Origin of the sequence: Sphingomonas sp. CFBP 8765, assembly GCF_014841445.1 — a bacterium.
GTDB lineage: Bacteria > Pseudomonadota > Alphaproteobacteria > Sphingomonadales > Sphingomonadaceae > Sphingomonas > Sphingomonas aerolata.
Window position 1 is genome coordinate 123,672 of sequence record NZ_JACYTY010000004.1, and the last position, 13,820, is coordinate 137,491.

Here is a 13,820-nt window from a genome sequence, read left to right on the forward strand (position 1 = left end):
GCTTTGCTTGGGTTGGGGATAGGGGCGGGGGCGACGGCCCGCGTGTCGGGCACGACGGATCGAAGCTCGCGGGACAGTCGCAGAATCGCATACCCCAGACGGGAATTGATGTTCGGCCCCGTCCGCGCCTATAGGCTGCGGCAACTCCCCTACGGAAAACGAGGTTTCCCACATCGTGGCCAAAGCCCCCCCAGCACGTGCAATCGCCGAGCCCCCGATCACCAACCGTGAACGGCCGGCCGAACCCAAGCCCTATGAGGCCAGCAAGGACGAGCTGCTCGCCTTCTACAAGCAGATGCTGCTGATCCGGCGTTTCGAGGAAAAGGCGGGCCAGCTTTACGGTCTCGGCCTGATCGGCGGCTTCTGCCATCTGTACATCGGCCAGGAAGCCGTTGCGGTCGGCCTGCAGTCCGCGCTCGACGGCGAGACCGATTCGGTCATCACCGGCTATCGCGACCACGGCCACATGCTCGCCTACGGGATCGACCCGAAGGTGATCATGGCCGAGCTGACCGGGCGCGGCTCGGGCATCTCGAAGGGCAAGGGCGGGTCGATGCACATGTTCTCGACCGAGCATAAATTCTACGGCGGGCACGGCATCGTCGGTGCTCAGGTGTCGCTGGGCACCGGCCTCGCGTTCAAGCATAAATATTCGAACGACGGCGGCATCTGCATGGCCTATTTCGGCGACGGCGCCGCAAACCAGGGCCAGGTGTATGAGAGCTTCAACATGGCCGAGCTGTGGAAGCTCCCGATCATCTTCGTGATCGAGAACAACCAGTACGCCATGGGCACGAGCGTCAATCGCGCCTCGGCCGAGGACCAGCTCTATCGCCGCGGCGAATCGTTCCGCATTCCCGGCATCCAGGTCGACGGCATGGACGTGCTGGCGTGCCGCGGGGCCGCTGAAGAGGCAATCGCCTGGGTCCGCGCGGGCAAGGGCCCGGTCATCCTCGAGATGAAGACCTATCGCTATCGTGGCCACTCGATGTCCGATCCGGCGAAATACCGTACGCGGGATGAGGTCCAGGCGGTCCGCGACAAGTCCGACCCGATCGATCACATCAAGAAGCTGCTCGACGAGCAGGGCGTGACCGAGGCGGACCTGAAGTCCATCGAACAAGAGATCAGGAAGACCGTGAACGAAGCCGCCGATTTCGCCGAGCAGACCCCCGAGCCGGATGTCGCCGAGCTCTACACCGACGTTCTGGTGGAGTCGTACTGATGGCGATCGAGATCAAGATGCCCGCGCTCTCCCCGACGATGGAAGAGGGCACGCTCGCGAAGTGGCTCGTCAAGGAAGGCGATAGCGTCAAGTCCGGCGACATCATGGCCGAGATCGAGACCGACAAGGCGACGATGGAGTTCGAGGCGGTCGACGAAGGCACGATCGGCAAGATCATGGTTGCCGAAGGTACCGACAATGTGAAGGTCGGCACCGTCATCGCGACGCTGCTCGAAGAGGGCGAAAGCGCTGACAGCGCGCCGACCGAGGCACGCGCGGGCGAGGCCGCCAACGCCGCACCGAAGGAAACGCCGTCGGACGACAAGGCGCCGCCGGTTCCCGAAGGCGCGTCGCCTGCCAAGGCCGAGAGCGGGACGCAGCAGCTCGTCGCGTCGGCGGAGAAGGTCGGCAAGACCGATCCGGCGATCCCGGAGGGTACCGAGATGGTCAAGACGACCGTCCGCGAGGCGCTACGCGATGCGATGGCCGAGGAAATGCGCGAGGACGACCGCGTCTTCGTGATGGGCGAGGAAGTCGCGCAGTATCAGGGCGCGTACAAGGTCACGCAGGGGCTGCTCGACGAGTTTGGCGAGCGTCGCGTGATCGACACGCCGATTACCGAATACGGCTTTGCCGGCATCGGTGCAGGCGCGGCGATGGGTGGCCTCCGCCCGATCGTCGAGTTCATGACCTTCAACTTCGCGTTGCAGGCGATCGATCACATCATCAACTCGGCGGCCAAGACCAACTACATGTCGGGTGGCCAGATGCGTTGCCCGATCGTGTTTCGTGGTCCCAACGGCGCGGCGTCGCGCGTGGGTGCGCAGCATTCGCACAACTTCGCGGCATGGTATGCGAGCGTCCCCGGCCTGATCGTGATCGCGCCCTATGACGCGGCGGATGCCAAGGGCCTGCTGAAGGCGGCGATCCGTACCGACGATCCGGTCGTGTTCCTCGAGAACGAGCTGATGTACGGCCGCAGCTTCGACGTTCCCAAGCTCGACGACCATGTCCTGCCGATCGGCAAGGCGCGCATCGTCCGCGAGGGCAAGGACGTGACGATCGTGAGCTATTCGATCGGCGTGGGCATCAGCCTCGAAGCCGCCGAGAAGCTCGCCGAGGAGGGCATCGAGGCGGAGGTCATCGACCTGCGCACGCTGCGCCCGCTCGACACCGACACGGTGCTGAAAAGCCTCGCCAAGACCAACCGCATGATCATCGTCGAGGAAAACTGGGCAACCTGCTCGATCGCGTCCGAGATCGTGTCGGTGGTGATGGAGCACGGCTTCGACGACCTCGACGCGCCAGTGCTGCGCGTGACCAACGAAGACGTGCCGATGCCCTATGCGGCGAACCTCGAAAAGCTGATGCTGGTCGATGTCGCCAAGGTCGTCGATGCGGCGAAGAAGGTGACGTACCGGTAATCGGTGAGCTGTTGCTGATCGCTCCGACCGGGTTCACCGGTCGGAGCGATCATGCTGCGTAGGTCGAGCACAGACTCGGCGTGACTCCTGCAACGGCGGCCAGGGTCTGGTCGTTGCGTTCTCGCACATTGTACACCGCTTCGGCGCGCAGGACCGGAGCGCCGAAAAATCGCTGCGAGACGAGCGGCTGATATTTGTAGGTCACCTCGATGAAGATCAGCGCGGTTCCGGCGGCCGCCGTAATCTTGCGACTGGCCAGTCCCATATATTGCAGGCTTGCATCGGCCTTGCCCTTGTCCTGCAGGCCATAAGCCGGCTGCGAGGCACTGGTGTTCAGCGCCCCCGTGCACCGCTGCCAACGGATCCACTGCCCCGCCTTCGTGCCGGTCTGACCATTGGGTTCGACGCTCGAGATCACGACGCGGCCGTTATCGGCAAAGTCGATATCGGTCCCTAACAACTTCGGGCTGAGGAGGACCTCGTTGACATCGGCCTCGTTGATCGAATCCCGCACGCGGGCGACGTTGTCGGACGCGGTCGTGGCGATCTGGTTGACGCGCATCTTGGCGATCGACATGTGCGTCAGTTCGGCACCGGCGAGACCCAGTGTCAGAAGGAACGGCGCAACGATCGCGAATTCGATCATTGCGAGGCCGCGCGTGTCGGCAAGAACCCCTGGCCTTGCGGTGCTGTCGATCCTCGTCATGGCTTGGTACATACGACCGTCGGTGCCGCACGCGAGGTAAAGGGCTGGTTACGTACCAGCGTCGTTTCCGTAACTGTCCGGGTGCGCGTCCAGCCCATCAGCGGTCCGACCGGCGTCAGATTGGGGTATCTCACCGTCGCCGTGTAGAAGATGACGTCGTCCGCGCTACCGACACCGTCATCGCCCGGCGTCGCGTCGTAAATGCCATTGTTGTTCGCATCTTCGAAACAGTCCCCGAGATTGAACGTGCCCCGCGGGTCCGTGTCCGACGTGATCTTCTCGGGCTTGCCGACATTCGAGAAGTTGTAATAGCGGCGCGTCGACACGGTGACATATTCTGCCGGGACGACGGCGCGGACCTCGGCCTTGATCGTTGCGCTCACGTTGGCAGCGGTCGTGTTGCCGACCGTGGTCAGCCGTGATGCCTTTGCGAGCGCGCCCTGTACCATGGCCTCGACATAATTCTGATACCCGACCTCCAGGATCATCATCAGCAACCCGATCAGTAACGGTACGATCAGAGCGAATTCGACGATCGTTGCGCCCGCGACATCTGCCGCAATGCGCCGCCTTGCCGGCGCTAATTGCGCGATCACTGGCTCACCCGTAGCGATCCGACCTTGGTGCCGATTTCCTTGAACTTCTGGATGAGCGCGGCGGAGGTGGTGATGCCCGACGCCATGGAGGGCTGTGTCGCGCAATCCCGCATGTCGTTGGTCAGCGTGGTCGAAAACGCAATGACGTACAGCTGGATACCCTGCGCCCTGGCAGCATTGCAGGCCATGCGAAATCGCTGGAGATGGCGCGACAGCTGCGCTGCGGCGAGCTGGGTGGTATTGCCCGTCGTCGTTCCCAGCACGCGCTTGTCGCGCTCCTCCGCGCCATAGGTCGTATAGACGTCCAGGTAAGGCGACAGGTCGCCGTCGGTCATGAAGATCATGAACTTCCTGACCGAGAAGCCGCGAAGCTTTCTTGGATTGTCCGGATCGCTCTGATTGTTCGTTTCGGGCGTTGCCGATGCGAAGATGCCGTCCGACGAGATAAACCGGGCGCCCCATATCATGCCGATATCATGATAGGTGCCGCCAAGCGGTTGCAGATCATTAAGGTATCTCATGAAGCCAGCCTTGTCGCCGTAATATTCCTTCAGGCGGCTGGCCTCGCTGGCGCAGTATTTCGGGTCGGTATAGATGGCGCGCCGGTCGGGATCGAATTCCGTCTCGGGCCACCACGGCGCCCAACGGCTGGCGTCCGAGTTCGGCAACCGGTTGATGTCGAGGTCCCACGCGTCCGACGGTGCCGTCGTCAGCGATCCGCCGTCGATGGTCGTGTTGTTGGTCTGGCGCTCCTCGATGCACCCGGCCCATTTCGATGTCGCCGTGCTGGGCGATCCGCCAGGCGTCGGTACCGATGCGCCCGTCTTGAACGTCGCGGTGTTCAGCGTCGCCTGCTGGTAGGTCCAGTAGTTCGAGCAGACCCCCCAATAGCTTGAATAGCTGCCGTCATACGCGTTGCACCAGTTCAGCGAGCTGTAGACAGGTCCGCCGGTTCGGGCCCGCGTCTGATAGGGTGCGCTGTTGCGGATATAGCTCGCATCCTTGGCATAGACGAGCCTGCCGACATTGACCGTCGCATTATAGGGCACAAAGCCATAGCGAAGCCTCAGGTTGTTGTTGTGCAGCTGGTTCTGTGCAGACTCCAGGGTGTCGTAGAGGGACTCGGACGCATCGCGCAGCGCCTGCATCTTCGATCCGGATTGTTCGATCTCGCCGCAGGCGTCATTGGGGCGGCTCGTCGGGCAGTTCATCGATCCCGACATGTCGAGGACGAGCACGACGTCCGTGCCGACGAAATCCTGCGTCGCCGCGCAGGTGATCGACAGGGGCAAGGTGTTGAACCCGAAGATCTTCATCACCGTGGTCGGTATCGCGGTCGTCGCGGTGATCTGGACGGTACCAACGGCGGGAACGGTGACCACGGGAGTGAACGGGGTCGTGTCGAAGGCCCCGCTGGGGAAGTTGAAGTTAAAATAGTTTCTGGCTTCGGTTTCGACGTCGCTCGTCAGCGTCGGGCCCGCCAGCAGGCGCCGCGCCGCCAGCGAGCCCGCGTCGCAGGCCTGCTGCAGCCGGTCACGCGCGACATAGGCGCGTGACATGTCCAGCCCGGACCCGACCATGGCCAGCAGCGGCATGATCGCGAAGGCGACGATCACCAAAGTGTTGCCTTTGACGTTCCGTCGCAGACGCGCGAGGAACGTCAGCGCTGCAAATTTCGGGGCAATCGTCTTGGCCATGGATGTCCCAGTGGATCTTGATCGCGCACCCATGCCCGGCAATCCGGTAAGCCCGGCTCAAGAGATATGGTTAACGAGAGCGGGGGCGTGCCCTGCGGCGCGTTCGCAGCTATGGCGGCGCGATGGTCGACCCTGCCAACTTACCCAATCCCGAGCGCGCGCTTGCCCTGAGCTACGCCCCGGCCTCGACCCGGCCCGGGCTCGAGGCGCTGTTCGCGCTCGATACGGCGCTCGGCACGATCCTCAAAACGACGCGCGAGCCGATCGTCGGGCAGATGCGGCTGACCTGGTGGTATGAGGCGCTCGGCCGGCTCGACACCGCGCCGCCGCCGGCCGAGCCCGTGTTGCAGGCGCTCGCACGCCATGTCGTGCCGCAGGTCGGCAGCGCCACGCTCGCGACGATCGCCGAGGGGTGGGAGGCACTGCTTGAAACGCCGCTCGACGATGCAGCGGTCGAACGCTTTGCCCGCCTGCGCGGCGGACAGCTGTTCGCGGCGGCGGCATCTTTGCTGGCGGTGTCGGACGATCGCATCGCGGCGGCGGGCGAGGGATGGGCGCTTGCGGATCTGTCGCTGCGGCTGTCGAATCCGCAACGCGCGGCAGGCGTGGCTGCGATCGCGCGCGGGCGGCTCGACATGGCGCTCCACGGTCGCTGGCCACGACGCGCACGAGCGCTTGGCGCACTAGCATTGCTGGCGCGGGCCGATCTTACCGCGCCGGAGCAACCGGCCGGCAGCCCGAAGCGGGTCGGCCGCCTGCTGCTGCACAGACTGGTTGGATACTGACCGGTTCGTTTGAGATCGGCGCGCGGCGGGATTAGCCTTGCGCCTGGACGGGGACGTCCGGGGGTGGGGGAGACCGGGGATGTGGCGATACCTGACGGGTGGCGCGGCGCTGATCGCGCTGATCGGTGCGGCGATACTGGGTTTTGGCGGCAAGGTGCGATCCGGGCCAGTGCTGGCGCCACAACCGACCGCGCAGGCGCAGACCAAGGCACAGGCGGATGGCGGGACCGATCCTTTGCCGAGCATGGCACCGCGTGCGACCGATGCAACGCGCGAACAGCGGCGATTTCAACGGTATGACAAGGATCGCGACGGCGCGGTGACACGCGACGAATATCTGGTCGCGCGGCGCAAGGCCTATACGAAGCTCGACGTCGATGGCGACGGGCGGCTGTCGTTCGACGAATGGGCGGTCAAGGCGACGACCAAGTTCGCCGGTGCGGATGCGGACAAATCGGGCGCGATGACCGCGCCCGAATTCGCCACCACCGCGGTCAGGCGGAAGCCGTCGTCTCGGGCTGCCTGTCCGCCGGTTCCGCCGTCGTCTGAGGAGAGTTGAGCCACGCCGCCAGCGCCGCGCGGCCACGATCGGTGTACATCCGCTTGCGATCGGTCTTTTTAGTGCGGCCGGGGATCGGCGGGAACAGCCCGAAATTGACGTTCATCGGCTGATAGGTCTCGGCCTCCGCCCCACCGGTGATGTGGCCGAGCAACGCGCCGAGCGCGGTCGCAAAGGGTGGCGGCGTCAGCGTCTGGCCGGTCAGTTCGGCGGCGGCGAACCGGCCCGCGAGCAGGCCGATGCCGCAGCTTTCAATATAGCCCTCGCAGCCCGTGATCTGCCCGGCGAAGCGGATGTTCGGCCGCGATTTCAGCCGCAGCGTCGCGTCGAGCAGCTCGGGCGAGCGGATGAAGGTGTTGCGGTGCAGGCCACCCAGCCGTGCGAACTCGGCATTCTCCAGGCCGGGGATCGTGCGGAACAGCCGGACCTGATCGGCATGCTTCAGCTTGGTCTGGAAGCCGACGATGTTCCACAGCGTGCCCTGCGCATTGTCCTGGCGCAGCTGGACGACCGCATAGGGCCAGCGCCCGGTCTTGGGATTGTCGAGCCCGACGGGCTTCATCGGGCCATAGCGCAGCGTGTCGACGCCGCGCTCCGCCATCACCTCGATCGGCATGCAGCCATCGAAATAGGGCGTGTCCTTCTCCCAGTCCTTGAACGGCGTCTTCTCGCCATCAACCAAGCCCTGATGGAAGGCGAGATACTGGTCCTTGTCCATCGGGCAGTTGATGTAATCTTTGCCCTCGCCCTTGTCCCAGCGCGAGGCGAACCACGCCGTCTCCATGTCGATCGAGTCGCGGTGGACGATCGGGGCAAGCGCGTCGAAAAAGGCGAGCGCCTCGCGGCCGGTTTCGGCGCCGATCCCGGCGGCGAGCGAGGCGGCGGTGAGCGGGCCGGTGGCGATGATCGTCGGGCCGTCGGGCAGCGCGTCGATACGTTCGCGGACGAGCGTGATGTTCGGATGCTGGTCGATCGCCTCCGTCACGCTGTTCGAGAAATTGTCGCGGTCGACCGCGAGCGCGGAGCCCGCGGGGACGCGGTGGATATCGGCCTGGCGCATGATCAGCGAGCCGAGCGTGCGGAGTTCCTGGTGGAGCAGGCCGACTGCGTTGCTCTCCGCATCGTCCGAGCGGAAGCTGTTCGAGCAGACGAGCTCGGCGAGGCCGTCGGTCTGGTGCGCGGGCGTGGCTTCGCCGCTGCCGCGCATTTCGGAGAGGCGGACCTTGAGGCCGGCTTCGGCAAGCTGCCAGGCGGCTTCGGATCCGGCGAGGCCGCCGCCGATAACATGGATGTCGTGGGTCATTCCCGCCAGATAGCGCCGGACGCTTGCCGTGTCAGCGGTCCAATCCCACTTCGTTCTTATGAAGATCTTCACGATCGGCTATGAAGCCACCACGATGACGGACTTTCTTGCGGCGCTGACGCGGGCCGGGGTCGAGCGGGTGATCGACGTCCGCGCGCTGCCGCTGTCGCGTCGGCCGGGATTTTCAAAGACGTCGCTTGCGGCATCGTTGCGCGAGGCGGGGATCGATTACACGCATCTGAAGGCGCTCGGGACGCCGAAGCGCGGGCGCGACGCGGCCAAGAAGGGTGACGTCGCAACGCTGACCGCGGTGTATGACGAACAGCTGGAACTGCCCGAGGCGCAGGCGCAGGCGGCGATCATGCTCGCGCTCGCGGCGGAGAAGCCGAGCGCGCTGCTGTGTTACGAGCGCGACCCCTGCCATTGCCACCGGACCCTGCTGTTGCAGGCGGTGGGCGAGGGGGCCGAGGTGGTGGACCTGTTTACGTGATTTTCGGGAACCTCATTTATTCGCCATCCTGACGAAAGTCAGGATCTAGAGCCAGGAACGGCGCGGTTTAGTAACTCTGGATCCTGACTTTCGTCAGGATGACGGGGTTGTGGAGGAAGAGTGGCAGACCGTGTTGCAATGCAGCACCTGATCCGCTAGCAGGCCCGCATTCGCTTGGACCCGGTGCAATTCCGGGTGGCTATTCCGGCCGCCGATCCGCCGGACAACGCAACGACGCCATTTTGAACACCCGCGACCGACAGGGTCGCCGCGGTTCGTGCGTCCTATGCGGACACATCCATGACAATTTCTGCTTTTTCTCGTTACCGCGCCGAGTGGTATAGCGGCCCGACGGCCGCGCGGCGTGACATTCTCGCCGGCATGGTGGGTACTTTCGCGCTGATCCCCGAGGTCATCGCCTTTTCCTTCGTCGCCGGCATCGATCCCGAGGTCGGCCTGTTCGCCTCGTTCGTGATCGGCATCGTCATCTCCTTTGCGGGCGGTCGCCCCGCGATGATATCGGGGGCTGCGGGGTCCGTCGCGCTGGTCGCCGCCGCGCTCGTTCATGCGCACGGGCTGCAATATCTCCTCGTCGCGACGATCCTCGCGGGCATGCTGCAGATCGCGTTCGGGCTCGCCAAGCTCGATGTGCTGATGCGGTTCGTCTCGCGCTCGGTCCATGCGGGGTTCGTCAACGCACTCGCGATCCTGATCTTCTCGGCTCAGGTGCCGCAGATGGTGGGGGTCAGCTGGCAAGCCTATGCGATGATCGCGGGCGGGCTTGCGATCATCTATCTCGTGCCGCGGGTCTCGAGTGCGATCCCGTCGCCGCTGATCTGCATCGTCGTGCTGACCGCAATCGCGATGTGGTTTCCGATGCCGCTGAAGACGGTCGGCGATCTCGGGCGGCTGCCCGATTCGCTGCCGTCGTTCGGCTTGCCCGACGTGCCGCTCAGCTGGGATACGCTGCGCATCGTTGCCCCCTATGCGCTTGCGATGGCGGCGGTTGGGCTGCTCGAATCGATGATGACCGCCAATGTCGTCGACGAGCTGACCGAGACGCGCAGCTCGAAGGCGCGCGAATGCACCGGGCTCGGGCTCGCCAACATCGCCGCGGGCGCGTTCGGCGGGATCGCCGGGTGCGGGATGATCGGCCAGACGGTCGGCAATGTCCGCTATGGCGGCACCGGACGGCTTTCGACGATGGTCGCCGGCGTGTTCCTGCTCGTCGTGATGGTGCCGTTGCGTCCCTGGGTCGCGCAGGTGCCGGTCGCGGCGCTGGTCGCGATCATGATCATGGTGTCGATCAGCACCTTCTCCTGGGGGTCGCTGCGCGATCTGGTGCGGCATCCCAAGGTGTCGAGCGTCGTCATGCTGGCGACGGTCGTCGTCACCGTTGCGACCCACGACCTGTCGCTCGGCGTCGGGGTGGGCGTGCTACTGAGCGGCGTGTTCTTCGCGTGGAAGGTCACGCGGATGATGGACGTGGCGGTCGAGTACGACGCGGCGAGCGATACGCGCATCTACAGCGTGACGGGGCAGGTGTTCTTTGCCAGCGCGGATATCTTCGCGGACCGTTTCGACCTGCGCGAGGAGGCCAAGCATGTGCGGATCGACCTGACGGGGGCGCATCTCTGGGACGTCACCGCGGTCGGCGTGCTCGACGATGTGGTCGCCAAGCTGCGGCGGCATGGTGCGGTGGTCGAGGTCGTCGGGCTGAACCAGGCGAGTGCGGTGCTCGTCGACCGACATGCGCCGTTGATGCGCGATCTGGCGGCGTGATCGGGTAGCGGGGGCGGATAAATGACGGTCGTCGTTGCCGCCCCCTCCGTCAGGCTCTGCCTGCCACCTCCCCCGGGCGGGGGAGGATGGTCACGGCTTCAGCCGGCTACGGGCAGCTTAACCTGGCCGGCATCGTCGCGTTCGAGCGGGCTGTAGGACAGCACCGTCTCGAGCAGCAGTGGACCGTTATAGATGTGCGGGAAGAGCTGGCCGCCGCGCGACTCTTCCCATGTCACGTCGTCGCCGATCGCTTCGAGATCGACTGCGGCGACGTACAGGTCGGACTGGCCGGTGAAATGCTTGTCGACCGTCTCGGTCAGCTGCGCCGCGGTCGACAGGTGGATATAGCCATCGGCCAGATCGACCGGCGCGCCGGCGAAGCTGCCGCTTTCCAGCGACGCCAGCTGCTCGCCCGTCAGCACCTTGTAGGCGATAGGGTCGCGGCTCATTCGCCGTCCCCCTGGCCTTCGGTCGGATCGCCCGCCGCCGTGTCCTCGCCGATCGTCGCGCCGGTGTCGGGCGCCAGCTCTGGCGTTGCGTCAGCCAGGTTCACTTCGGCGTCTTCCTCGGTCTCCTCGATCCGCGCGGCCGAGACCACATGCTCGCCCTTCGCCACGTCGAACAGCTTCACGCCCGCCGAGTTGCGGCTGATGACGCGCAGTGACGCGAGCGTCGTGCGGATCAGCTTGGCCTGGTTGGTCACCAGCATCAGCTGATGGCCCTTGGCCGCGGCGAAGCTCGCCACGACCTGACCGTTGCGCGCGATGTTGTCGATGTTGGTGATACCCTGACCACCACGCCCCGTGCGACGATAGTCGTACGCGCTCGACAGCTTGCCATAGCCGTTCTCGCAGACCGTCAGGATGAACTGCTCGCGGTCCTTGAGATCGTTGTAGCGCTCGTCGCCCATCCCGTGATCGCCCTCGCGCTCGCCCTTCCAGGGGGCGAATTTGAGATACGTCTCGCGCTCTTCGGGCGTCGCGCCGACGCGGTGGAGGACCGACAGCGAGATGACCTCGTCGTCGCCCTTTAGCGTCACGCCGCGCACACCTGTCGAGGTGCGGCTCTGGAACTCGCGGACGTCGTCGCCGGCAAAGCGGATCGCTTTTCCGAGCCGCGTCGCGAGCAGGACATCGTCATGCTCGGTGAGCAACGCGACGCCGATCAGCTTGTCCTCGGAGCCTTCTTCAAAACGCATCGCGATCTTGCCGTTCGACGGCACGTTGGTGAACGCGTCCATCGCGTTGCGGCGCACCAGCCCGCGCTGCGTCGCGAACATCACGTGCAGACGGCTCCACTCGCCCAGATCCTCCGGCAGCGGGAGCACGGTCGAGATCGTCTCGCCCGGCGCCAGCGGCAGCAGGTTGATCATCGGGCGCCCTCGGGTTGCTGGACCACCCTCGGGCAGGCGCCAGACCTTGTAGCGATAGACCTTGCCGAGGTTCGAGAAGAACAGCACCGGCGTGTGCGTCGAGGTGACGAACAGCTCGGTGACGACATCCTCGTCCTTGGTCGACATGCCCGCGCGGCCCTTGCCGCCGCGTGCCTGAGCGCGGAACGTGTCGAGGCTGGTGCGCTTGATATAGCCCTGCATGGTCACGGTGACGACCATGTCCTCGCGCTCGATCAGATCCTCGTCGTCGATGCCGTTGGCGGCAGCGGCGATCTCGGACCGGCGCGGGGTCGCGAATTCGTCGCGGATCGCGATCAGCTCGCCGCGCATCACCTCGTACAGCTTGGCGCGGTCGGCGAGGATGTGGAGCAGTTCGGCGATCGATGCCGCGAGCGTCTTCAGCTCGTCGCCGATCTCGTCGCGGCCGAGCGCGGTGAGGCGGTGCAGGCGAAGATCGAGGATCGCGCGGACCTGCGGCTCGGACAGCTTGTAGATGCCCTCCTGCTGCTTGTCCTCGACCGCCTCGACCAACGCGATGTACGGCGCGATTTCAGCGACCGGCCATTCGCGCGCGAGCAGCTTGCCGCGTGCTTCGGCGGGGCTCGACGATCCGCGGATGATGCGGACGACTTCGTCGAGATTGGTGACCGCGATGACGAGGCCGAGCAACAGATGCGCGCGCTCGCGGGCCTTGGCGAGCTCGAACTTCGAGCGGCGCGTGATGACCTGTTCGCGGAACGTGATGAACGCGCCGATGATGTCGCGCAGGTTCAGCAGCTCGGGGCGGCCGCCGCGGATCGCGAGCATGTTGGCGGGGAAGCTCGACTGCGCAGGCGTGTGCCGCCAGAGCTGGTTGAGTACCACGTCGGGGGTCGCGTCGCGCTTCAGGTCGATGACGATGCGCACGCCCATGCGGCTCGATTCGTCGCGAATGTCGCTGACGCCTTCGATGCGCTTGTCCTTGGCGGCTTCCGCGATCTTCTCGACCAGGCCGTTCTTGCCGGTCTGGAACGGGATCTCGGTCAGGACGATCGAACGGCGATCACCCTTGCCCTCTTCGACGACGTGGCGCGAGCGGACGATGATCGAGCCGCGGCCGGTCTCGTAGGCGGACTTGGCGCCTGCGCGGCCGAGGATGATCGCGCCGGTCGGGAAATCGGGACCGGGGACGATCTCGAACAGTTCCTCGGTCGTGATCGCGCCATTGTCCATATAGGCGAGGCACGCGGCGATCACTTCGCCGAGGTTATGCGGCGGGATGTTGGTCGCCATGCCGACCGCGATGCCGCCGGCGCCGTTGACGAGCAGATTGGGGAAGCGCGCCGGCAGCACCGACGGCTCGCGCTCCGAGCCGTCATAGTTGGGCGTGAAGTCGACCGTGTCCTTGTCGAGATCGCCAAGCAGCGCGTTGGCGACCTTGCCGAGGCGTGCCTCGGTGTAGCGCATCGCCGCGGGTGGATCGGGATCCATCGAGCCGAAGTTGCCCTGACCGTCGATCAGCGGCACGCGCATCGACCAGTCCTGGGTCATGCGGGCCAACGCGTCGTAGATCGAGCTGTCGCCGTGCGGGTGATATTTACCCATCACGTCACCGACGATACGCGCCGACTTGCGATAGGGCTTGCCCGCGACGAAGCCGCTTTCGTGCGCGCCATAGAGGATGCGGCGATGAACGGGTTTCAGGCCGTCACGGACGTCGGGGAGCGCGCGCGCGACGATCACGCTCATCGCATAGTCGAGATAGCTCGACTTCATCTCGTCGACGATCGAGATGGTGGCAATGCCGGCTGGCTCGCCGCCGGTGGGTTCGGCGAGCATGGTCTCGTCGGTCAAATCTGAAGGCTTTCGGCTTGTTTCGGT

General features: G+C 65.2%; 12 protein-coding genes and 1 other annotated feature. Of the genes, 6 read left to right on the plus strand and 6 right to left on the minus strand.

Annotation, left to right across the window (positions count from 1 at the left end):
• Positions 1 to 175: 175 nt before the first annotated feature.
• Entirely contained in the window at positions 176 to 1,225 is a 1,050-nt protein-coding gene (gene pdhA / locus IFT87_RS11940) for a pyruvate dehydrogenase (acetyl-transferring) E1 component subunit alpha (protein WP_031394777.1), read from the plus strand.
• Complete coding sequence (locus IFT87_RS11945; protein WP_031439899.1) at positions 1,225 to 2,649, plus strand: pyruvate dehydrogenase complex E1 component subunit beta; 1,425 nt, start codon at positions 1,225 to 1,227, stop codon at positions 2,647 to 2,649. The genes pdhA and IFT87_RS11945 overlap by 1 nt, the downstream gene beginning before the upstream one ends.
• Positions 2,650 to 2,698: 49 nt before the next feature.
• Here IFT87_RS11945 and IFT87_RS11950 read toward each other — a convergent pair whose 3' ends face one another.
• Genes IFT87_RS11950 through IFT87_RS11960 form a run of 3 tightly spaced genes read right to left on the minus strand, consistent with a single transcriptional unit; the run spans position 2,699 to position 5,648 of the window.
• Positions 2,699 to 3,295: a TadE/TadG family type IV pilus assembly protein gene (locus IFT87_RS11950; protein ID WP_052380859.1), complete on the minus strand. Its 597-nt coding sequence runs from the start codon at positions 3,293 to 3,295 to the stop codon at positions 2,699 to 2,701.
• A gap of 56 nt (positions 3,296 to 3,351) precedes the next feature.
• Positions 3,352 to 3,951 (minus strand): TadE/TadG family type IV pilus assembly protein, encoded by a 600-nt coding sequence (locus IFT87_RS11955; RefSeq protein WP_042466695.1) that lies wholly within the window; start codon positions 3,949 to 3,951, stop codon positions 3,352 to 3,354.
• Entirely contained in the window at positions 3,948 to 5,648 is a 1,701-nt protein-coding gene (locus IFT87_RS11960; RefSeq protein WP_192008609.1) for a TadE/TadG family type IV pilus assembly protein, read from the minus strand. Before IFT87_RS11960 ends, IFT87_RS11955 begins: the two co-directional genes overlap by 4 nt.
• Positions 5,649 to 5,770: 122 nt before the next feature.
• On the opposite strand from IFT87_RS11960, the gene IFT87_RS11965 reads away from it, so the two are divergent.
• Both IFT87_RS11965 and IFT87_RS11970 read left to right on the plus strand, forming a co-directional pair.
• A complete protein-coding gene (locus IFT87_RS11965; RefSeq protein ID WP_031439902.1) occupies positions 5,771 to 6,433 on the plus strand; it encodes a squalene/phytoene synthase family protein in 663 nt (220 codons plus the stop codon).
• A gap of 79 nt (positions 6,434 to 6,512) precedes the next feature.
• Positions 6,513 to 6,992 (plus strand): EF-hand domain-containing protein, encoded by a 480-nt coding sequence (locus IFT87_RS11970; RefSeq protein WP_031439903.1) that lies wholly within the window; start codon positions 6,513 to 6,515, stop codon positions 6,990 to 6,992.
• Here IFT87_RS11970 and trmFO read toward each other — a convergent pair.
• Complete coding sequence (gene trmFO, locus IFT87_RS11975; RefSeq protein ID WP_031439904.1) at positions 6,928 to 8,295, minus strand: methylenetetrahydrofolate--tRNA-(uracil(54)-C(5))-methyltransferase (FADH(2)-oxidizing) TrmFO; 1,368 nt, start codon at positions 8,293 to 8,295, stop codon at positions 6,928 to 6,930. The genes IFT87_RS11970 and trmFO overlap by 65 nt on opposite strands.
• Positions 8,296 to 8,353: 58 nt before the next feature.
• Between trmFO and IFT87_RS11980 the strand changes: the two genes are divergently transcribed.
• Together IFT87_RS11980 and IFT87_RS11985 are read left to right on the plus strand one after the other, a co-directional pair.
• Positions 8,354 to 8,785, plus strand: coding sequence for a DUF488 domain-containing protein (locus IFT87_RS11980; protein WP_031439905.1), 432 nt, complete (start codon positions 8,354 to 8,356; stop codon positions 8,783 to 8,785).
• Between the two features lie 173 nt (positions 8,786 to 8,958).
• Positions 8,959 to 9,014: a sequence feature (sul1 is cis-regulatory element that is thought to sense ions involved in sulfur or methionine metabolism; They are found in Alphaproteobacteria), on the plus strand.
• Between the two features lie 71 nt (positions 9,015 to 9,085).
• Positions 9,086 to 10,567 carry a SulP family inorganic anion transporter gene (locus IFT87_RS11985; protein ID WP_031439906.1) on the plus strand — a complete coding sequence of 494 codons (1,482 nt, stop codon included), beginning with the start codon at positions 9,086 to 9,088 and terminating at the stop codon, positions 10,565 to 10,567.
• 98 nt (positions 10,568 to 10,665) lie between these two features.
• Here IFT87_RS11985 and IFT87_RS11990 read toward each other — a convergent pair whose 3' ends face one another.
• Together IFT87_RS11990 and gyrA are read right to left on the minus strand one after the other, a co-directional pair.
• Entirely contained in the window at positions 10,666 to 11,016 is a 351-nt protein-coding gene (locus IFT87_RS11990; RefSeq protein WP_031439907.1) for a DUF952 domain-containing protein, read from the minus strand.
• Positions 11,013 to 13,793, minus strand: coding sequence for a DNA gyrase subunit A (gyrA, locus tag IFT87_RS11995; protein ID WP_192008611.1), 2,781 nt, complete (start codon positions 13,791 to 13,793; stop codon positions 11,013 to 11,015). The genes IFT87_RS11990 and gyrA overlap by 4 nt, the downstream gene beginning before the upstream one ends.
• Between the last annotated feature and the right edge of the window lie 27 nt (positions 13,794 to 13,820).